The organism is Streptomyces sp. NPDC014801 (genome assembly GCF_043082085.1).
Classification (GTDB): Bacteria; Actinomycetota; Actinomycetes; order Streptomycetales; family Streptomycetaceae; genus Streptomyces.
Genome location: NZ_JBIBXG010000010.1, coordinates 187,538 through 205,680 on the forward strand (window position 1 = coordinate 187,538; position 18,143 = coordinate 205,680).

Consider the following 18,143-nt stretch of genomic DNA (forward strand, 5'->3'; position numbering starts at 1 on the left):
GGGCACGCACGCGCGACGCCGTCGTGGGCCCGCCGCGCAGCGTCAGCGGCCGAGGTACTTCGGCTTCTCCTTGTTGACGAACGCCTGTACCGCGATCGCGTGGTCCTCGGACCGGCCGGCCCGCGTCTGCAGCTCGTCCTCCTTCTGAAGCGTCTCGGCGAGGGAGTGCGTCAGACCGTAGGCCACGGACTCCTTCAGCGCCGCGTACGCCACCGTCGGCCCCTCGGCGAGGGCGCGGGCCACCTTCTCCGCCTCGGCGCGCAGCTCGGCGGCCGGCACCAGCCGGTTGGCGATGCCCAGCTCGTACGCCTCCTGCGCGGTGATGCTGCGCGGGAACAGCAGCAGGTCGGCGGCGCGGCCCGGGCCCACGACGCGCGGCAGGGTCCAGGAGACGCCCGAGTCGGCGGTCAGGGCCACGCCCGCGAAGGACGTGGTGAAGGAGGCCGTCTCGGCGACGATCCGGTAGTCCGCGCACAGGGCGAAGCCGAAGCCCGCGCCGGCCGCGACCCCGTTCACCGCGGCCACCACCGGCTTCGGGGCACCGGCCAGCGCCCGCACGATCGGGTTGTAGTGCTCCTTGACGGTGCTCATCGTCTGCCCCGAGCCGGTCTCCCGGTCGGCGGCCAGCAGCCCGATGTGCTCCTTGAGGTCCTGGCCCACGCAGAACGCCCGGTCCCCGGCCGCGGTGAGCAGGATCGCCCGTACGGCGGTGTCGGCGGCCGCGGACTCCGCCGCCTCGCGGAGGGCCACCTTCGTCGCGATGTTCAGCGCGTTCATCGCCTCCGGGCGGTTCAGCGTGATCGTCGCGAGCCCGTCGCTCACCTCGTAGAGCACGGTGTCGGCCATGGCGCATCCCTCCGGTGTCGGGGCACGGCGTACCGCTCGGTACGCCGACGTACGAAGGACAGCATGGCGGAGATCACCGGCGGCGGCCCGGGCCGGACGTGTGACCTGCGTCAAACACCCGCACGTACGGCGCGCGCCGGCGCCGTCCGCGCGGTCGGGCAGTATCGCAGCCACATCGCCGAATTGAGTGGTTTTGCTCGCGCGCGTTGCCCAAGCGATGCGGACTGATGTTGGTCATCGGGTCCTGAGATGCGGGATAATGGCTTGGAAGCAATGTGTTCGATGCCGGTGTCGCGTGTCCTGGGCTCTTCCGGGCGACGGGCGTGCGTGCCCTTCACGGGCCGTCGGCTTTGACGATGAGCTGGTTTCAGGAAGGGGAACGAGCATGGCGGCCATGAAGCCGCGGACGGGCGACGGCCCGCTCGAGGTGACCAAGGAGGGGCGGGGCATCGTCATGCGCGTTCCGCTCGAAGGCGGCGGTCGGCTCGTCGTCGAGCTGACCCCGGACGAGGCCGACGCCCTCGGCGACGCCCTCAAGAAGGTCGTCGGCTGACGCGTAAAGCGACCCTCATCTTTCAGCCGCCCCGGCGCCCTTTCGGGTGCCGGGGCGGCTGTTTGCGCAGGTCAGGTACGTGCGTGCCGGTGGCCGGCGGTATCGCGCCGGTCATTCACCGCTTGACCGCGCACAGCAGGCCGTCGCCGACCGGCAGCAGGGACGGCACCAGATCCTGGCTCTCGCGCACCGCGCGCAGCAGCTCCCGGATCCGTATCACCTCCGTCGGCTGCGGGCCCGAGTCGACCGTGCGGCCGCTGGCGAAGGCGCCCTCGAACACCACCAGGCCCCCGGGACGCAGCAGGCGCAACGATTCAGCGAGGTAGTCCAGCACCTCCAGCCGGTCGCCGTCGCAGAAGACGAGGTCGTAGCCGGCGTCCGCGAGCCGCGGCAGCACGTCGAGCGCCGGGCCGGGGATGAAGCGGGCCCGGTTGCTGGCGAAGCCGGCCGCGCGGAACGCCTGCCGCGCGAACTGCTGGAGCTCGGGCTCGGGGTCGACCGTGGTCAGCACGCCGTCGGGGCGCATGCCGTGCAGCAGATGGATGCCGGAGACGCCGCAGCCGGTGCCGATCTCCGCGACCGCCTTGGCGTCCACGGTGGCGGCGAGCAACCGCAGGGCCGCACCCGTGCCGGGCGACACCGAGCGCAGCCCCGCTTCACGAGCCCGTTCCCGGGCCCAGAGCAGCGCGTCGTCCTCGGCGACATAGGCGTCGGCGAACGCCCAGTCCGTCTGCCGGTTGCCGGTAATGACCCTCTCCTGTCCCCATGGTTGCCTCGGCGTGACTGTATCCGTTGGGGCCGGGAACCCGCAGATGGGACCGGGCGTTTAGAGGGGTGGGAGACGCGACGGGGGGACACGGTTGGATCACGATGCGGCACGGACCGCCGAGCAAGTGCTGACGCAGCCGCATGAGCCGTATCAGCCCAGATCAAATTCTCGTAAAACCGCTTATCCGGTCCTAACGGGCGAGGTGGCTATGGTAGGGGCTCCACTGGACACCACCAGAGCTGACAGGGGAGGTGCGGCCGCGCCTGCGGATCGTGGAGGAGCGCTGCGGCGCTTCCTCGGATCGGCGGGCAGGCCGAAATCCGTGACCGACACTGCTGACACCAGCCACGCCGCCGGCTTTGCCGCAGGCCGAGCCCAGACCGCGACCTTCTCCACCGACGCGGACGGCCCGGCGTGGACTCCGCCCACCTGGGAGGAGATCGTCAGCACCCACAGCGGCCGCGTCTACCGCCTCGCCTACCGCCTCACCGGCAACCAGCACGACGCCGAGGACCTCACCCAGGAGGTCTTCGTCCGCGTCTTCCGCTCGCTGTCGACGTACTCCCCGGGCACCTTCGAGGGCTGGCTGCACCGCATCACCACCAACCTCTTCCTGGACATGGTGCGCCGCAAGCAGCGCATCCGCTTCGACGCCCTCGGCGAGGACGCGGCCGAGCGGCTGGCCAGCAAGGAGCCCACCCCGCAGCAGGTCTTCAACGACGCCCACTTCGACGCCGACATCCAGCAGGCGCTGGACACGCTCGCGCCGGAGTTCCGCGCCGCGGTCGTCCTGTGCGACATCGAGGGGCTGTCCTACGAGGAGATCGCCGCGACCCTCGGCGTCAAGCTCGGCACGGTCCGCTCGCGCATCCACCGCGGCCGCTCGCAGCTGCGCAAGGCGCTCGCCCACCGCTCGCCCGACGCCCGGGAGCGCCGCTCCCTGGTGGCCCGCGTGCCCGTGCTGGGGGGAGGGGGCGCGACCGCGTGAGTGGATCACGTCCCAACCCGGCAGAGCAGCACCTGGGAGACCGACTCTCCGCCCTGGTGGACGGAGAGCTCGGTCACGAGACGCGTGAGCGCGTCCTGGCGCACGTGGCGACCTGCCCGAAGTGCAAGGCGGAGGTCGACGCCCAGCGCCGCCTGAAGAACGTCTTCGCCGAGGTGGCCCCGCCACCCCCCTCCGAGAGCTTCCTGGCCCGTCTGCAGGGGCTGCCCGGAGGAGGTGACCTGGACGGCGGCGGCTCGCCGTTCGGCGGGGGAGGACTCGGCGGATTCCCCTCGGGGCTGTCCGGACGCCCCGCCGCGCCCGGGCTCTTCGGTGTGAAGCGGGGCGGCGGCACGCCCTTCGACTTCGACTACGCGCCGGGCCGCGCCCCCGGGCACGGCCACGCGGCGGCGGTGCCGGTACCGGCCGAGTCCGGCTTCCGGATCCACCCCGTCAGCCGGGGCGAGAGCGCCCCCTCCCGCGGACTGCGGTTCGCGTTCGTCGCCGCCGGGGCGGTCTCGCTGGCCGCGATCGCGCTGGGCGGCGTCACCACCGGCACCCCCGCCGACCCGGACACCCGCGCCGGCTCCGGCAGCAACAGCAACGTCACCCCGGCCCGCCCCGCCGGCACGGGCGCGGCCACGGCACCGGAGAGCCAGCGCCGCCGCGGCACGGCACCGCTGCTCACGCAGAGCGGCCAGGCCGCCGCGGGCACCCCGGTCGTCGCCCCGACGACGCTGTCCGCGCCGCTGGTGCCGGGCCTGCCGACGCCGGGCACGATCCAGGACGTCGCCCGCACACTGACCACACCCGTGATGGCCGGTGCGGCCGCGATGTCTCCACTGATACGCCCGCTGAGCGTGACCGCACCCATCGCGCTGTCGGCGCCGGTCCCCTCGGTGACGGCACCGGGCGTGCTGTCCCTGGTGGCACCCGGCGGCTCGGCGTCTCCTTCCCCCACGTCCTCCCCCTGAGCAGCGGGGCGGCGAACCTGGTTGAATCCAGGTGAGCCGCGCCCTCGGCATGCCCGCCGGGCGCGGATTTCGACGATCCGCGGCCGCCGCCGACGAGCCGTGCCGCGGCCACCCGTGGGGAGAGCATGAACGAGGGGAAGCCCACGCAGGGTCCGTCCGCGCAGCGGGACGACCGGACCGACGGCACGGAGGAGAACACCGCAGCCGCCGACGCCCACGCCGTCCCGGCGGCCGACGGTCAGGGCACCGGGCTCCACGATCCCGAGGCGGACTTCGAACTGGCCCGGCCCGGCGCCCGGCACACCGGCGCGGGGGAGGCCCCGGCCGACGGCGACTACGAGCTGAGCGGTCCGGCGCGGGCGGGCGAGGACAGGCCCGGGGCCGGTGGCGTTCAGTCAGCGGCGGGCGAGGACGGGCCCGGGGCTGGTGGCGTTCAGTCAGCGGCGGGTGAGGACGGGCCCGGGGCTGGTGGCGTTCAGTCAGCGGCGGGCGAGGAGGGGCCCGGGGCTGCCGCGGTGCAGGGGGCGGCGGCCGCCGTTCCCGCCGAGCGGCCCAGGCCGCTGCACGATCCCGACCCCTACAACACCCCGCCCTACGGCGAGCCCGGCCCCTGGGCGCCGGCCCCGCCGGTCCAGCACCCGGCGGCGACTCCGTCGCACGGGACGCTGACCGCGCCCGCGACGGCCCCGGCGGCGGCCCCGCAGACATCGCCGGCCCCGCCTACGGCGGTCCCGCAGCCGCCGACGGCTCCGCCTACGCCGGCTCCGCAGCCACCGACGGCTCCGCACGCGATGCCGGCCCCGCAGCCTCCCGTACCGCCGCACGCCCCGGCAACGGGTGGCCCCGCGCCGACGACGGCCCCGGTTGCGCCGGTGGCCCCCGCGTCGACGGCGGAGCCGGTTGCGCCGGTGGCCCCCGCGCCGATGGCGGCCCCCGTCGCGCCCGGCGCCCCCACGCCGATGGCGGCCCCCGCCGCGCCCGGTACCCCCGCGCCGACGGCGGCCCCCGTCGCTCCCGTCGCCCCCGCGCCGACGGCGGCCCCCGTCCCCCCGGCCACCCCCGCGCCGCCGTCCACGACGGTCGCCGTACCGCCCCCGCCTGCCTCCGGCACTCCCGCCACTCCCGGCGCGCCCGCTGCCCCCGCCGCGCCCCCGGCGTCCCCCGCCAGCCCCGCGGCCACCGCGGAGCCCCTGAGCCCCACCCCCGACGCCACGGGCCCCGCCGACCAAGCCCCCTCGTCGGCCGCGCCTGCCGCGCCCGCCGACCCCTGGCACCGCTACGACCCCTGGGCCGCCCCCGCCAGCCCGGCACCGGCCCCCGGTCAAGGGCCGTTGCAGCAGACCGGGGCCGCCGTCGACACCGTGCAGCGGCGGCGGCGCCGGCAGCGGCGGGGCGCCGTCGTGTTCGTCGTCGCGCTCGCGCTGGTGTCCGGCGCCATTGGCGGCGTCGTCGGCGCCTACCTGGAGCGCAACGGCGGGCTGGGCACGTCCGTGGAACTGCCGCAGGCCGGGGACGAGCCGGCCGGCCGGGCGCCCGACAGCGTGGCCGGGATCGCCGCGCGGGCCCTGCCCAGCGTCGTCACCCTGCATGTGACCGGCACCGAGGAGTCCGGCACCGGCACCGGCTTCGTCCTCGACACCCGCGGGCACATCCTCACCAACAACCACGTGGTGGAGCCGGCCGGCACCGGCGGCGAGATAACCGTCGCGTTCAACGGCGGCGAGACCGCCAAGGCCAAGGTCGTCGGCCGGGACAGCGGCTACGACCTCGCCGTCGTCCAGGTCACCGGCGTCAAGGGCCTCAGGCCCCTGCCGCTCGGCAACTCCGACAACGTCCGCGTCGGCGACCCCGTCGTAGCGATCGGAGCCCCCTTCGACCTGGCCGGCACCGTCACCTCCGGCATCATCAGCGCCAAGGAGCGGCCCATCACCGCGGGCGGGGAGAAGGGCGACGGCAGCGACGTGTCGTACGTCGACGCGCTGCAGACGGACGCGCCGATCAACCCCGGCAACTCCGGCGGCCCGCTGCTGGACGGACGGGGCCAGGTCGTCGGCATCAACTCCGCCATCCGCTCCGCCGACAGCGCCGGCGGCGGCGACCCCGAGGCGGGCGGCCAGGCCGGTTCCATCGGCCTCGGCTTCGCCATCCCGATCAACCAGGGCAAGCGCGTCGCCGAGGAGCTGATCAACACCGGCCACGCCACCCATCCGGTCATCGGCATCACCCTCGACATGGACTTCACCGGCGACGGCGCCCGCGTCGGCGCGCAGGGCAACGACGGCGGGCCCTCCGTGACCCCGGGCGGCCCCGGCGCGAAGGCCGGGATCAAGCCCGGTGACGTGATCACCGCGGTCGACGGCCAGCGCGTCCACTCGGGCGAGGAACTGATCGTGAAGACCCGCGCGCACCGCCCCGGCGACAGCCTGGAGCTGACCGTGGAGCGCGGCGGGCAGGTCCGAAAGGTTTCGCTGGTCCTGGGCTCGGCGGGCGGAGACTGACGCCCGGCCGTGCGACTGACGTAAACCTCACCCCGGGACGGTACCGGTCGGACAGGTCGGACAGGTACCGTGGACCCGGCCGAGGACATCGCGAGGAGCTACAGGTGTTCAATGACATAGGACCACTCGAGCTGGTGACCATCATCGTGCTCGCTGTGCTCGTCTTCGGTCCGGACAAGCTCCCCAAGGTCATCCAGGACGTCATGCGCACGATCCGGAAGATCCGCGAGTTCTCGGAGAGCGCCAAGCAGGACATCCGGCAGGAACTGGGCCCGGAGTTCAAGGACTTCGAGTTCGAGGACCTCAACCCCAAGACGTTCATCCGCAAGCAGCTGGAGAACGAGGACCTGGGGCTGAAGGAGATCCGCAACGGCTTCGACCTGAAGAAGGAGATGGCCGAGGTCACGGACGCGGTGCACAGCCGCGACTCCGACCTCTCCGCCGCCAACGGCTCCCCGGCCGCCGCCTCCGGCCGGGTCGACATGACCAAGAAGCCCGAGGACGACGGCAAGGACGACCGCCCGCCGTTCGACTACGACGCCACCTGATCTCCACCCCGCCCGGCCTGCGCCCCCGCACGGCGCGGCCCGCGTCCGGCACGGCCTGAACGCGCCGCCCGCGCGACCCACGCGCCGGGCGGTTTCCCGGCTGCCCGCGGCGGGATGGATATGCTGCCGAGTTGTTGTGCGGATCGGACGAGTACGCCCGAAGGGGGGCGGGCCGTTCCGGTCCGACGAGAGCGAGGAGGCGTCCGGGTAATGGAGACGACGAGTCGGGCAGTCGCACAGGCGCCGGCCGGGGAGGGCGGACAACAGGTCCCCTCCGCGCGGCGCACGGTCGACGGCTACCTGCGCGCGCCCTTCCCGTGGTACGGCCTCGACGAGGCGTTCACCGGGCCGCGCTGGCTGATGCAGGTCGGGACGGCGGCCGACGGGGCCGTCGAGCACGGGTCGATCGGGCACGGTGACGAGCCGTCCGTGCGCGGGGAGACCGGCGCGGCCGGGGAACCGCGCGAGAAGTTCGCGGTGGTGGTCACCGTCGCCGCGCACCCCTCCCGGCGCAGCGCCGACGGCACCGGGCTACTGGAGGCGACCTCCGTCTCCTCGGCGGCCTGGCTGGCCGGCGTCGGGCTGCTGTCGTTCACCTGGCCCGGCCAGATGGACCACAGCCTGCGCGACGATTGGCTGGAGCAGCAGACGGAGACGGCCTGGGTGCTGGCCGACGACCTGGAGGGCCCCGACTGGTCGACGCTCTCCCTGCCGGTGGACGGCGTGCCGACGCCCTTCCACTACCGGGAGTCCGAGTTCGGCTGGGTGCTCGCCGGCTCCACCGAGCAGGGCGTGCACGTGGGCGCGTACGGCCGCGGCATGAGCGCGTACGGCCTGGGCTTCGCCGTGATCAAGGACATCGGCAGCTACGCCTGACCCCAGGGTGCGCACGGACACGCGCGTGCCCGCCCTGTACGGCCCGGGACGCGCGCGCGAGCGCCCCACCGGCGTCCCCCGCAGGACGCCGCGCCGGTCGTCCGGCATGGTGGACATGTGATCGTGCTGGCCGCCTGCTTCGCCGTCCTGGGGGCGGCGAGCAACGCCGTGGGGACGGCCTTCCAGCGCAAGGCCGCCTCGACCGTCCCCAGCGGCGGCGGGCTGCGCCTGCTGCTGGCGCTGGCCCGCCGGCCGGCCTGGATCATCGGCATCTGCGGGGTGCTGCTGTCGGCCACCTGTCAGGCGCTCGCGCTGCTGAACGGGCCGATGGCGCTGGTGCAGCCCCTGTTCATCCTGGAGCTGCCGTTCGCCCTGCTGATCGCGGCGCGGCTGATGCACCGCGGGATGCCGTCCGCGGGCTGGTGGGCGGTGGCGGCGGTGGTCGCGGGGCTGGCGATGATCCTGGCGTCCGCGGCGCCCTCCGGCGGCGGCAACGAGGCGCCGATGACGCGCTGGGTGCCGGTGCTGGTGCTGTGCCTGGGGACGATGGGCGCGGCGGTGGTCGCCGCCCGGCCGGGCCGGCCGCCCCTGTTCCGTGCGGCGGCGCTCGCGGCGGCCGCCGCCATCGGCAACGCCCTCACCGCGGCCCTGCTGAAGACCGCGAGCGACAGTTTCGCCGAGGGCGGCCTGCCGGTCTTCCTGAGCACCTGGCAGACGTACGGCTTCGCGCTGGTCGGAGCGGCCGCGCTGCTGCTGCTGGAGAACTCCCTGCAGGCCGGTTCGCTGGCCGCGTCGCAGCCCGCGCTGACGATCGGGGACGCGACGGTCAGCCTGATCCTCGGCATCACGCTGTTCGAGGAGCACATCCGCACCGGTTGGTGGCTGCTGCCCGAGGCGCTCGGCCTCGGGTGCATCGTCTGGGGCGTCCTCGGGCTGACCCGGGTGGTGCCGAACGTGCCACCGGCGTCCGTGGGCGACGACGCGCGGCCGTCGCCCACCTGAACGCCGGGAAGGGACCTCAGAACGTCGGAAGGGGGATGTCAGAACTTGTTGCGCGGCGTGATCCCCAGCGACAGGCCGGACAGGCCGCGCTGGCGACCGCCGAGCTTGCCCGCGATGGCGCGCAGGGCCGAGCCCGCCGGGGAGTCCGGGTCGGACAGCACGACCGGCTTGCCCTCGTCGCCGCCCTCGCGCAGCCGCACGTCGATCGGGATGGAGCCGAGGACGGGGACGTTCGTGCCCGTGGTGCGGGTGAGGCCGTCGGCGACCAGCTGGCCGCCGCCCGTGCCGAAGACGTCGACCATCTCGCCGCAGTGCGGGCAGGGCAGGCCGGACATGTTCTCGACCACGCCGACGATCTTCTGGTGGGTCTGCACGGCGATGGAGCCCGCGCGCTCGGCGACCTCGGCGGCGGCCTGCTGCGGGGTGGTGACGACCAGGATCTCGGCGTTCGGGATCAGCTGGGCCACGGAGATCGCGATGTCGCCGGTGCCGGGCGGCAGGTCCAGCAGCAGGACGTCGAGGTCGCCCCAGTAGACGTCGGCGAGGAACTGCTGCAGCGCGCGGTGCAGCATCGGGCCGCGCCACACGACCGGCGCGTTGCCCGGGGTGAACATGCCGATGGAGATGACCTTCACGCCGTTCGCGGACGGCGGCATGATCATGTTCTCGACCTGGGTGGGACGGCCGTCCGCGCCCAGCATGCGCGGCACGCTGTGGCCGTAGATGTCGGCGTCGACGACACCGACCTTCAGGCCGTCGGCCGCCATGGCCGCCGCGAGGTTCACGGTCACCGAGGACTTGCCGACGCCGCCCTTGCCGGAGGCGACCGCGTAGACGCGGGTGAGGTTGCCGGGCTTGGCGAACGGCACCTCGCGCTCGGTCTGGCCGCCGCGCAGCGCCGCCGCCAGCTCCTTGCGCTGCTCGTCGCTCATCACGTCGAGCGTGACGTCGACGCGCGTGACGCCCTCGACGCGGGAGACCGCGTCGGTGACGCGCTGCGTGATGGTGTCGCGCATCGGGCAGCCGGACACCGTCAGGTACACGGTGACCGCGACCGCGCCGTCGGCGCCGATCTCCACCGATTTGACCATCCCGAGCTCGGTGATGGGCCGGTTGATCTCCGGGTCGTTCACCGTCGCCAGCGCTTCGCGCACCGCGTCTTCCGTAACCATAGGACGATGGTACGGCGCGGTAGCCACCCTCCGGGACGGGCGTCAGCGGTCGTCTACGTCACGTCCGGGCGACCGTTCTGCCGGGAATACCACCGCCTCCGGCGGGTGGCCGTTCTGCAGGTGCTCCAGCTCCTTGATCAGGTCCTGCAGTTCGGAGCGGATCCAGTCGCGGGTGGCGACCTCCCCGAGGCCCATCCGCAGCGCGGCGACCTCCCGGGTCAGGTACTCGGTGTCGGCGATGGACCGCTCGTTCTGCTTGCGGTCCTGCTCCAGGTTGACCCGGTCGCGGTCGTCCTGCCGGTTCTGCGCGAGCAGGATCAGCGGGGCCGCGTAGGAGGCCTGCAGGGACAGCATCAGCGTCAGGAAGATGAACGGGTAGCGGTCGAAGCGCAGGTGGTAGGGGGCGGCCACGTTCCACACCACCCACAGGATGATGACGACCGTCATCCAGACGATGAACCGTCCGGTGCCCAGGAACCGGGCGATCCGTTCCGACAGCCGGCCGAAGGCCTCCGGGTCCCATTCGGGCAGGATGCGCCGCCGCGGCGGGCGCGGCTGGTCGAGCCGGGCGCGCGGGCGGCTGGTCGCGGTCGCCCCGGCGGGCATGCGGTCGCGGGTGGTGTCGCGGTCAGGTGCCATGCGTGTTCGCCCCCTCTCCCAGGTGGAACTCGGTCTCCCGCCAGTCCTCGGGCAGCATGTGGTCCAGTACGTCGTCGACGGTGACGGCGCCGAGCAGCGCCCCCGACTCGTCGACGACGGGCGCGGCGACCATGTCGTACGTGGCGAAGAACCCGGCGACGACGGGCAGCGCCGCGTCCGGGTCCAGCGGTTGCAGGTCCTGGTCGACCAGCGAGCTGACCAGGGTGTACGGCGGGTCGCGCAGCAGCCGCTGGAAGTGGACGGTGCCCAGGTACTTGCCGGTGGGCGTCTCGTCCGGCGGCCGGCACACGTACACCTGCGCGGCGAGCGACGGCGACAGGTCGGGGTTGCGCACCCGGGCGAGCGCGTCGGCGACGGTCGCGTCCGGGCGCAGCACGATCGGTTCGGTGGTCATCAGACCGCCGGCGGTGTGCTCCTCGTACGCCATCAGCCGGCGCATGTCGGCGGCGTCGGCGGGCGCCATCAGGCTCAGCAGCCGTTCCTTGTCCGCCTCGGGCAGTTCGGAGAGCAGGTCGGCGGCGTCGTCGGGGTCCATGGCCTCCAGGACGTCGGCGGCGCGCTCCTCGGCCAGCTTGCCGAGGATCTCGATCTGGTCGTCCTCCGGCAGCTCCTCCAGCACGTCGGCGAGCCGGTCGTCGTCGAGGGCGGCGGCGACCTCGGAGCGGCGCTTGGGGGAGAGGTGGTGCAGCACGTTGGCGAGGTCGGCGGGGCGCAGCTGCTCGAACGTGGCGAGCAGGTTCTCGGCGCCCTGGCCGTGCTCCTCCAGCGAGAAGCCGGTGACCTGGGACCACTCGACGGTGAGCGACTCGCCCTTGGCCCGCCGGAAGGCGCTGCCCTTCCTGCCCTTGCGGACGAAGACGCGGTCGATCTCCCAGTCGCGGCGGGCCGGCAGCTGCTGCACCGACAGGTCGAGGACGGTGACCTCCTCGCCGGTCTCGACGAGGGTGACGCGCCGGTCCAGCAGCTCGCCGAAGACGAGCCGCTCGGTGGGCCGCTGCTCGAAACGGCGCACGTTGAGCACGCCGGTGGTGATGACCTGGCCGGACTCGATACTGGTGACCCGGGTCATGGGCAGGAAGATGCGGCGCCGGGTGGCCAGCTCGACGACCAGCCCGAGCAGCCGCGGCGGACGGCGTCCGACGCGGAGCATGACGACCAGATCGCGTACGCGCCCCACCTGGTCGCCGGTCGGGTCGAAGACCGCGACGGCGGCGAGATGCGAGACGAAGATCCGGGGGGCGCCCCCTGCCATGACCGGGGCCTCCTTTGCGCGGGTGTGGTGGCTGAACGACGTGGTGCGGTTTTCGTAAGTCTTTTCCCAATTGCCCGCTGAGTCGGGCTTCAGGCTAGCCCGTCCTGTTCCGCTACGTCCCGGCGGACGGTCCGGACGGACTGGCTCCGTTCGGTGGCCCCGGCCCCGGTACGCTGCGGTACGCCGCTGTGGACCCCATCGGAAAGGCGCCTGCTCCGTGACTGCGACTGCCCTGGGCCTCACCCGCCGGACCGCGCTCGCCGGCGCGCTCGCCGCGCTGGCCGTGACGGGGCTCGCGGGCTGCTCGGACGATCCGGACGCGGGCACCAACGGCGTCGGCAAGCTGCCGCCCGAACAGATCCAGAGCCGCACCCAGCAGGCCGCCGACTCCGTCGACGCCGTGCACCTGGCGGGCACCGTGGTGGCGGGCGGCCACACGTACAAGCTGGACATGCGCCTGAAGGGGGACGGCGGCACCGGCTCGGTCACCTCCGAGGCGGGCACCTTCCAGCTGCTGCGCGTCGGCAAGCAGCTGTTCCTCAAGGCCGGCGCCGACTTCTGGGACCACGAGGACGCCAAGGGCGGCCCGAAGGTGGCGGACACCGCGGCCGCGGACAAGCTCGGCGGCAAGTACGTCAAGGTGCCCCAGGGCGACCCCGCGTACCAGCGCTTCAGCGGTTTCACGGACAAGGACGTCCTCCTCGACAGCGTGCTGACCCTGCACGGCGCGCTCGCGGCGGACGGCCACCACGAGCAGTCCGGCGTGCGCACCATCCGCATCACCGGCGGCAAGGGCTCCGGCGGCACCCTCGACGTCTCCCTGGAAGGCAAGCCGTATCCCCTCCGTCTGGTCCGCGCGGGCGGCGCGGGCACCCTGGTCTTCTCGGACTGGGGCAAGGACTTCGCCCTGGCCGAGCCGCCGAAGGGCGACACGGTCGACTACGGCAGGCAACTGCCCACGTCGTGACTCCGAACGCTGAGGCGGCAGCGCGCCCCGAAGGGGCGCGGGGCCGTGTCGACGTGCGGCTCCACCGCGTGGACGCGACCGGCCACGACGGTGGCGCCGCCGCGGAACGGCAGAACCCGGCACCCGGGCGGAACCCGGGACCCGCGCGGAGCGCTACCGCTTGCGTTTCTTGAACAGCAGCCGCGGCAGCCCCGCCGGGACCGGCTCCCTGGTCGTCGCGGGCGATCCCACCGGCACGGCGGCCAGCGACCCCTCGGGGACCGGCAGCACGTCACCGGACGGCTCCAGGCGGAGCACCCGGCACTCCCGCGCCCACCGCTCCACCATCGCCTCGCCGTCGGGCGCGTTCAGCCGCTTGCCCTTCAGCTCGGCGACGGCCGCCTCCCACGCCTCGGAGCCCGGCGCCAGCTCGACCACCTTCGCCGGCCAGGCGACCAGCCGGCCGCCCTTGTCCTTGCTGCGGACGGTCACCTCGGCGGTGGTGCCGTCGGTGAGCCCGGTCAGCGGCTGCTCGGCGCCGTCGCCGACCAGACACGCCGCCCCCTCGTGCCACACGTGCCACAGCGCACGCGCGGCCGGGGCGCCGGCGGCCTTGACCCAGATGAGACCGGACTTCTTCGTGGCCTCCTCGACGAGGGCCTCATCGAGCAGCTCGCTTGTCATGCGCCCAGCCTAACCAGCGTGCCCGCCGCGCCCCGCACGCCCGCCGCGCCCCGCACGCCCGTCACAGCCAGCCGTTGCGCTTCAGCGTGCGGTGGATGCCCAGGCAGATCACGCCCGTGATGGCCATGATCACCGGGTAGCCGTAGCGCCAGTGCAGCTCCGGCATGTACTGGAAGTTCATCCCGTACACCCCGCACACCATCGTCGGTACGGCGATGATCGCGGCCCACGAGGTGATCTTGCGCATGTCCTCGTTCTGCGCGACGGAGGCCTGCGCGAGGTTGGCCTGCAGGATGGAGTTCAGCAGCTCGTCGAAGCCGACGACCTGCTCCTGGACGCGGGCGAGGTGGTCGGCGACGTCCCGGAAGTACTTCTGGATGTCGGGGTCGATCAGCCGCATCGGCCGCTCGCTGAGCAGCTGCATGGGCCGCAGCAGCGGGGAGACCGCCCGCTTGAACTCCAGGATCTCGCGCTTGAGTTGGTAGATCCGGCCGGCGTCCGTGCCGCGCGGAGTGCCCTTGCGGCCCGGCGAGAAGACGTCCGTCTCGACCGCGTCGATGTCGTCCTGGAGGGCGTCGGCGACCGCGATGTAGCCGTCCACCACGTGGTCGGCGATGGCGTGCAGCACCGCCGAGGGGCCCTTGGCGAGCAGCTCCGGGTCGTCCTGGAGGCGGTGGCGCAGCGCGCGCAGACTGCCCTGCCCGCCGTGCCGGACGGTGATGACGAAGTCCCGGCCGGTGAAGCACATCACCTCGCCGGTCTCCACGACCTCGCTGTTGGCGGTGAGTTCGTCGTGCTCGACGTAGTGGACCGTCTTGAAGACGGTGAACAGCGAGTCGTCGTACCGCTCCAGCTTGGGCCGCTGGTGCGCCTGGACGGCGTCCTCCACGGCCAGCGGGTGCAGCCCGAACTCGGTGGCGATCCCGGCGAATTCGTCCTCGGTGGGCTCGTGCAGGCCGATCCAGGCGAAGCCGCCGTCGCGCCGCACCTGCCGCATGGCCTCCTGCGGGGTGATCGGGCGGTCGCTGGGCAGGCGGGCGCCGTCGCGGTAGACGGCGCAGTCGACGACGGCCGACGGCCGGCCGGCGCGGGGGGAGGTGTCGTAGCCGGCGGTCCGGGGCAGGTCCTTGCGCAGGGAGACACGGGACGGGCGGACCACTGCGCGCAGGTCGCGGATCATCGACATGGCGGGCTCCTTCGCATCGGGCAGCGAAGACCCCGGTCACCCTCGGCGGGTGGAACTACCCGGAATGAGGACGTTCTGCTGGGAGTCTCCCCGAAATTCGGGCAGGGGAGAGGTTTGGCACGTCCACAAAGCGGGGAGCACCGCACCGTCGCGGTGGCGAACTTCGCTGCTGATTCAGATCAGACAGATCAGGCAAAACGAAACGAAGTGCTCTTCCGCGTGAAGATCACGAGCAGGAAAGGCGGCAGCAAGCCGGAATTCAGGGCAACCGCATCAGCGGCCGGAAGAGCGAGTGGTACTGCACGGTCGACTTCGATCCATGTCAGCCCCACCTCCTCCGGTCGGTCCCTCGTAAGGGAGTTCCTTCGGCGTCGGGCTCGAAAGGCGCCGCTGCTGCGTGCTGCCCGACCGGCCAAGAGTATCAGCCGACCGGTGTGTCAAGGCGCCGCTTTGCCCGCTACTGACGAGTTCTATGCTCGCGGCATGGCAGATGTTCTTCCTCTCGTCGAGGCCCGCTTGCGCACCACGCTGGGCGAGCCGGACGCGCGCGCGGCGGTCACCTTCCTCGGCACGGACCGGATCGAGGTGCTGCGCTTCCACGAGGGGGACGTCGTGCGCTACGCCACCCTCGGCATGTCCGCGCAGCCGATGGCCGATCCGACCGCGATGCTCGCCGACCCCGTCAAGGGCCCGCGCGCCGAGCTGCTCCTGTCGGTGCGCGCCGGGGCCGCCGACACCGACAAGGTGCTCCGCCCGCTCGCGGTGCTGGCCGCTTCGCCGCAGGTCGAGGGCGTGGTCGTGGCCCCGGGCGCGTCGCTGGACGTCGGCGAGCCGCTGTGGCCGGGTGCCCCCTTCACCTCCGTGCTGGTGGCCGAGCCGGGCGGGCTGGTGGAGGACCTGGAGCTGGACGCGCCGCTGGACCCGGTCCGCTTCCTGCCGCTGTTGCCGATGACCCCGAACGAGGCCGCCTGGAAGCGCGTGCACGGCGCCCAGGCCCTCCAGGAGAAGTGGCTGACGCACGGAACGGATCTCCGGGATCCGTCCCGGAAGTCCGTTCCGCTTGAGTGACCGAGGGGACCGCGGGGACGTGACCGATGTCACCAACCCCGTGATTCCTCGCCTCAGTTGGCGAAGACGCCGACCCCGTCCTCCGTGGCGTGCTTCGGCTCCAGCTCCTCCGCGTCGTGGGTGAGCGCGTTCCGCCGGACGAGGACCACCAGCGCGCCGAGCACGGCGGTGACCGCGGCGACCACGAACGGGATGTGGAGGTCGGTCCACTCCTCGATCTTCGGCGCGAGGTAGGGCGCGGCCGCCGCCGCGAACCAGCGCACGAAGTTGTAGCCGGCGCTGGCCACCGGGCGCGGCGCGTCGGACACGCCGAGGGCCAGCTCGGTGTAGACGGTGTTGTTCACGCCGATGAAGGCGCCGGACAGGATCGTGCAGACGATCGCCGTGGTGTGGTCGCCGTAGCCGAGGACGGCCACGTCGGCCGCGAGCAGCACCAGCGAGCCGCCGAGCACCTTCAGCGAGCCGAAGCGCGCCTGCATCCGGGGCGCCACGACGACCGAGAACACCGCGAGCAGCACACCCCAGGCGAAGAAGACCGCGCCCGACTTGTACGGCGTCATGTTCAGCACGAACGGTGTGAAGGCCAGCACCGTGAAGAACGTGTAGTTGTAGAAGAAGGCCGAGATCGCGGCGGAGGCGAGGCCGCCGTGGCCGAGCGCCTTGAGCGGGTCCAGCAGCGAGGTCTTGCGGGCCGGCTTCGGCTGCTCCTTCAGGAACGCGGTGATGCACAGGAAGCCCACCGCCATCAGGAACGCGGTGCCGAAGAAGGGGTAGCGCCAGCTGGCGTCACCGAGCAGCGCGCCCAGCAGCGGGCCGCACGCCATGCCGAGGCCGAGCGCCGACTCGTACAGCAGGATCGCCGCCGCGCTGCCGCCGGCCGCCGCGCCGACGATCACCGCGAGCGCGGTGGAGACGAAGAGGGCGTTGCCCAGACCCCAGCCCGCGCGGAACCCGACCAGTTCGCCGACCGAGCCCGAGGTGCCGGCGAGGCCGGCGAAGACCACCACGAGCGCGAGGCCGGCCAGCAGCGTCTTGCGGCCGCCGATGCGGCTGGAGACGAATCCGGTGACCAGCATGGCGATCGCGGTGATCAGGAAGTACGAGGTGAACAGCAGCGACACCTGGCTCGGCGTGGCCTGGAGGCCCTGGGCGATGGACGGCAGGATCGGGTCGACGAGTCCGATGCCCATGAAGGCGACGACGGACGCGCCCGCGGTCGCCCAGACCGCCTTGGGCTGTCGCAGGATGCCGCCGGCTCCCGCGTCGAAGGGGTCCATGTCTTCTCCAATCCCGGCGTGTGCCCGACGAAGAGATGGTTGCAATATGCACATAGTAAGTTAGGTGTGCTAAATAATGCAAGATACACCTTGTTTTCCCTGGTGAGAACGGGCCCGGACGGGTGATCGTCCTTGACGTGGGGCGGCCGGGGTAGGACCGTGGGGCCCTATGAGGGGCGAACCCAGTTGCCCGAAGTGTGGTGGCCGGGTCAGGGCTCCCGGTCTCTTCGCCGATTCCTGGCAGTGCGACGTGCACGGGACGGTGTATCCGCTGCAGCCCGTGATCCCGCCCAGCGTCGAGGCCCTCAACGCCGTGGTGCGCCGCACCCAGGTCCCGGTGTGGATGCCGTGGCCGCTGCCGGTGGGCTGGCTGTTCACGGGCGTGACCTGCGCCGGCGACGACCGCAGCGGCGGCCGCGCGGCGGCGGTGGCCTGTACGGGTCCCGGGCCGCTCGGCGGCATGGGCGAGCTGATCCTGGTCGCCGAGGAACTCGGTGTCGGGCTCGGTGCGCGCTATGCCGGGATCGACGGGCCCGACCCCGGGCCGTACATGAACGTGGAGAAGCCCGCCGAGGTCAAGGTCCTGGCCGCCGGGCGGCCGACGCCGCTGTGGCATGTGACCGGAGCGCCCGCCGACCGCGCCGTCTTCGCCGGCGAGGCGCTCGGGCTGTGGCTGTGGGCCGTGGTGTGGCCCGAGCAGTCGGGGCTGCTGATGTACGACGAGCTGGTGCTGGCGGATCTGCGGGAGGCGGGGGCGGAGGTGGAACTGGTGCCCTGTGGGGCGTTGTCGCCGCGCTTGCTCAAGCCGTAGGGCTGCGCCTGCTGTGGGGATGGGTCTCTGCTCGTC

19 protein-coding genes are annotated in these 18,143 nt (G+C 72.9%); 11 read left to right on the plus strand and 8 right to left on the minus strand.

Going from position 1 to position 18,143, the window contains the following annotated elements; all coding sequences use genetic code 11:
* Positions 1 to 42: 42 nt before the first annotated feature.
* Positions 43 to 846: an enoyl-CoA hydratase-related protein gene (locus ACF1AL_RS24695; protein WP_366838422.1), complete on the minus strand. Its 804-nt coding sequence runs from the start codon at positions 844 to 846 to the stop codon at positions 43 to 45.
* Positions 847 to 909: 63 nt separating this feature from the next.
* Here ACF1AL_RS24695 and ACF1AL_RS24700 point away from each other — a divergent pair, with 63 nt between their 5' ends.
* Positions 910 to 1,074, plus strand: a complete 165-nt coding sequence (locus tag ACF1AL_RS24700) for a hypothetical protein (RefSeq protein WP_366838421.1) — start codon at positions 910 to 912, stop codon at positions 1,072 to 1,074.
* Between the two features lie 157 nt (positions 1,075 to 1,231).
* Positions 1,232 to 1,399: a DUF3117 domain-containing protein gene (locus tag ACF1AL_RS24705; RefSeq protein ID WP_003966491.1), complete on the plus strand. Its 168-nt coding sequence runs from the start codon at positions 1,232 to 1,234 to the stop codon at positions 1,397 to 1,399.
* Positions 1,400 to 1,514: 115 nt separating this feature from the next.
* Here the strand turns inward: ACF1AL_RS24705 and ACF1AL_RS24710 are convergent, their stop codons facing one another.
* Positions 1,515 to 2,213, minus strand: a complete 699-nt coding sequence (locus tag ACF1AL_RS24710) for an O-methyltransferase (RefSeq protein ID WP_366838507.1) — start codon at positions 2,211 to 2,213, stop codon at positions 1,515 to 1,517.
* 163 nt (positions 2,214 to 2,376) lie between these two features.
* On the opposite strand from ACF1AL_RS24710, the gene sigE reads away from it, so the two are divergent.
* From sigE to ACF1AL_RS24740, 6 genes are all read left to right on the plus strand, one after another.
* Entirely contained in the window at positions 2,377 to 3,156 is a 780-nt protein-coding gene (gene sigE, locus ACF1AL_RS24715; RefSeq protein WP_366838419.1) for an RNA polymerase sigma factor SigE, read from the plus strand.
* Positions 3,153 to 4,127, plus strand: coding sequence for a zf-HC2 domain-containing protein (locus ACF1AL_RS24720; RefSeq protein WP_391703287.1), 975 nt, complete (start codon positions 3,153 to 3,155; stop codon positions 4,125 to 4,127). Before sigE ends, ACF1AL_RS24720 begins: the two co-directional genes overlap by 4 nt.
* Positions 4,128 to 4,252: 125 nt before the next feature.
* On the plus strand, positions 4,253 to 6,625 hold the full coding sequence (locus ACF1AL_RS24725; protein ID WP_391827409.1) for a S1C family serine protease: 2,373 nt from the start codon (positions 4,253 to 4,255) through the stop codon (positions 6,623 to 6,625).
* Between the two features lie 104 nt (positions 6,626 to 6,729).
* Complete coding sequence (locus tag ACF1AL_RS24730; RefSeq protein WP_366838416.1) at positions 6,730 to 7,173, plus strand: sec-independent translocase; 444 nt, start codon at positions 6,730 to 6,732, stop codon at positions 7,171 to 7,173.
* 210 nt (positions 7,174 to 7,383) lie between these two features.
* A complete protein-coding gene (locus ACF1AL_RS24735) occupies positions 7,384 to 8,049 on the plus strand; it encodes a hypothetical protein (protein ID WP_366838415.1) in 666 nt (221 codons plus the stop codon).
* Between the two features lie 117 nt (positions 8,050 to 8,166).
* Positions 8,167 to 9,051 (plus strand): DMT family transporter, encoded by an 885-nt coding sequence (locus ACF1AL_RS24740; protein ID WP_391780121.1) that lies wholly within the window; start codon positions 8,167 to 8,169, stop codon positions 9,049 to 9,051.
* A 38-nt stretch (positions 9,052 to 9,089) separates the two neighbouring features.
* On the opposite strand, the gene ACF1AL_RS24745 is transcribed toward ACF1AL_RS24740, so the two are convergent.
* The 3 genes from ACF1AL_RS24745 to ACF1AL_RS24755 are packed head-to-tail and all read right to left on the minus strand — an operon-like array spanning position 9,090 to position 12,135.
* The gene (locus ACF1AL_RS24745) at positions 9,090 to 10,223 is read right to left on the minus strand and encodes an Mrp/NBP35 family ATP-binding protein (RefSeq protein WP_386418441.1); all 1,134 of its coding nucleotides are present in this window, start codon (positions 10,221 to 10,223) and stop codon (positions 9,090 to 9,092) included.
* A gap of 42 nt (positions 10,224 to 10,265) precedes the next feature.
* Positions 10,266 to 10,862 (minus strand): DUF1003 domain-containing protein, encoded by a 597-nt coding sequence (locus ACF1AL_RS24750; RefSeq protein ID WP_366838411.1) that lies wholly within the window; start codon positions 10,860 to 10,862, stop codon positions 10,266 to 10,268.
* A complete protein-coding gene (locus ACF1AL_RS24755; protein ID WP_366838409.1) occupies positions 10,852 to 12,135 on the minus strand; it encodes a magnesium transporter MgtE N-terminal domain-containing protein in 1,284 nt (427 codons plus the stop codon). The genes ACF1AL_RS24750 and ACF1AL_RS24755 overlap by 11 nt, the downstream gene beginning before the upstream one ends.
* A gap of 217 nt (positions 12,136 to 12,352) precedes the next feature.
* Here ACF1AL_RS24755 and ACF1AL_RS24760 point away from each other — a divergent pair, with 217 nt between their 5' ends.
* The gene (locus ACF1AL_RS24760; protein WP_366838408.1) at positions 12,353 to 13,102 is read left to right on the plus strand and encodes a hypothetical protein; all 750 of its coding nucleotides are present in this window, start codon (positions 12,353 to 12,355) and stop codon (positions 13,100 to 13,102) included.
* Positions 13,103 to 13,255: 153 nt separating this feature from the next.
* Here ACF1AL_RS24760 and ACF1AL_RS24765 read toward each other — a convergent pair whose 3' ends face one another.
* Entirely contained in the window at positions 13,256 to 13,765 is a 510-nt protein-coding gene (locus tag ACF1AL_RS24765) for a hypothetical protein (RefSeq protein WP_391819469.1), read from the minus strand.
* Positions 13,766 to 13,826: 61 nt separating this feature from the next.
* Positions 13,827 to 14,951, minus strand: a complete 1,125-nt coding sequence (locus tag ACF1AL_RS24770; RefSeq protein ID WP_386584839.1) for a magnesium and cobalt transport protein CorA — start codon at positions 14,949 to 14,951, stop codon at positions 13,827 to 13,829.
* A 483-nt stretch (positions 14,952 to 15,434) separates the two neighbouring features.
* Between ACF1AL_RS24770 and ACF1AL_RS24775 the strand changes: the two genes are divergently transcribed.
* Complete coding sequence (locus tag ACF1AL_RS24775; RefSeq protein ID WP_391819471.1) at positions 15,435 to 16,019, plus strand: suppressor of fused domain protein; 585 nt, start codon at positions 15,435 to 15,437, stop codon at positions 16,017 to 16,019.
* Between the two features lie 53 nt (positions 16,020 to 16,072).
* Here ACF1AL_RS24775 and ACF1AL_RS24780 read toward each other — a convergent pair whose 3' ends face one another.
* Positions 16,073 to 17,296 (minus strand): MFS transporter, encoded by a 1,224-nt coding sequence (locus ACF1AL_RS24780; protein ID WP_386915738.1) that lies wholly within the window; start codon positions 17,294 to 17,296, stop codon positions 16,073 to 16,075.
* Positions 17,297 to 17,465: 169 nt separating this feature from the next.
* Here ACF1AL_RS24780 and ACF1AL_RS24785 point away from each other — a divergent pair, with 169 nt between their 5' ends.
* The gene (locus tag ACF1AL_RS24785; protein WP_366838403.1) at positions 17,466 to 18,107 is read left to right on the plus strand and encodes a DUF6758 family protein; all 642 of its coding nucleotides are present in this window, start codon (positions 17,466 to 17,468) and stop codon (positions 18,105 to 18,107) included.
* The last annotated feature ends 36 nt before the right edge of the window (positions 18,108 to 18,143 follow it).

What these genes read in the sequence shown, in the direction of transcription:
- ACF1AL_RS24695 (WP_366838422.1), bottom strand. Translation starts at nt 846, where the DNA reads ATGGCCGACACCGTGCTCTACGAGGTGAGCGACGGGCTCGCGACGATC.
- ACF1AL_RS24700 (WP_366838421.1), top strand. Translation starts at nt 910, where the DNA reads ATGGCGGAGATCACCGGCGGCGGCCCGGGCCGGACGTGTGACCTGCGT.
- ACF1AL_RS24705 (WP_003966491.1), top strand. Translation starts at nt 1,232, where the DNA reads ATGGCGGCCATGAAGCCGCGGACGGGCGACGGCCCGCTCGAGGTGACC.
- sigE (WP_366838419.1), top strand. Translation starts at nt 2,377, where the DNA reads ATGGTAGGGGCTCCACTGGACACCACCAGAGCTGACAGGGGAGGTGCG.
- ACF1AL_RS24725 (WP_391827409.1), top strand. Translation starts at nt 4,253, where the DNA reads ATGAACGAGGGGAAGCCCACGCAGGGTCCGTCCGCGCAGCGGGACGAC.
- ACF1AL_RS24735 (WP_366838415.1), top strand. Translation starts at nt 7,384, where the DNA reads ATGGAGACGACGAGTCGGGCAGTCGCACAGGCGCCGGCCGGGGAGGGC.
- ACF1AL_RS24745 (WP_386418441.1), bottom strand. Translation starts at nt 10,223, where the DNA reads ATGGTTACGGAAGACGCGGTGCGCGAAGCGCTGGCGACGGTGAACGAC.
- ACF1AL_RS24750 (WP_366838411.1), bottom strand. Translation starts at nt 10,862, where the DNA reads ATGGCACCTGACCGCGACACCACCCGCGACCGCATGCCCGCCGGGGCG.
- ACF1AL_RS24755 (WP_366838409.1), bottom strand. Translation starts at nt 12,135, where the DNA reads ATGGCAGGGGGCGCCCCCCGGATCTTCGTCTCGCATCTCGCCGCCGTC.
- ACF1AL_RS24765 (WP_391819469.1), bottom strand. Translation starts at nt 13,765, where the DNA reads ATGACAAGCGAGCTGCTCGATGAGGCCCTCGTCGAGGAGGCCACGAAG.
- ACF1AL_RS24770 (WP_386584839.1), bottom strand. Translation starts at nt 14,951, where the DNA reads ATGTCGATGATCCGCGACCTGCGCGCAGTGGTCCGCCCGTCCCGTGTC.
- ACF1AL_RS24775 (WP_391819471.1), top strand. Translation starts at nt 15,435, where the DNA reads ATGGCAGATGTTCTTCCTCTCGTCGAGGCCCGCTTGCGCACCACGCTG.
- ACF1AL_RS24780 (WP_386915738.1), bottom strand. Translation starts at nt 17,296, where the DNA reads ATGGACCCCTTCGACGCGGGAGCCGGCGGCATCCTGCGACAGCCCAAG.
- ACF1AL_RS24785 (WP_366838403.1), top strand. Translation starts at nt 17,466, where the DNA reads ATGAGGGGCGAACCCAGTTGCCCGAAGTGTGGTGGCCGGGTCAGGGCT.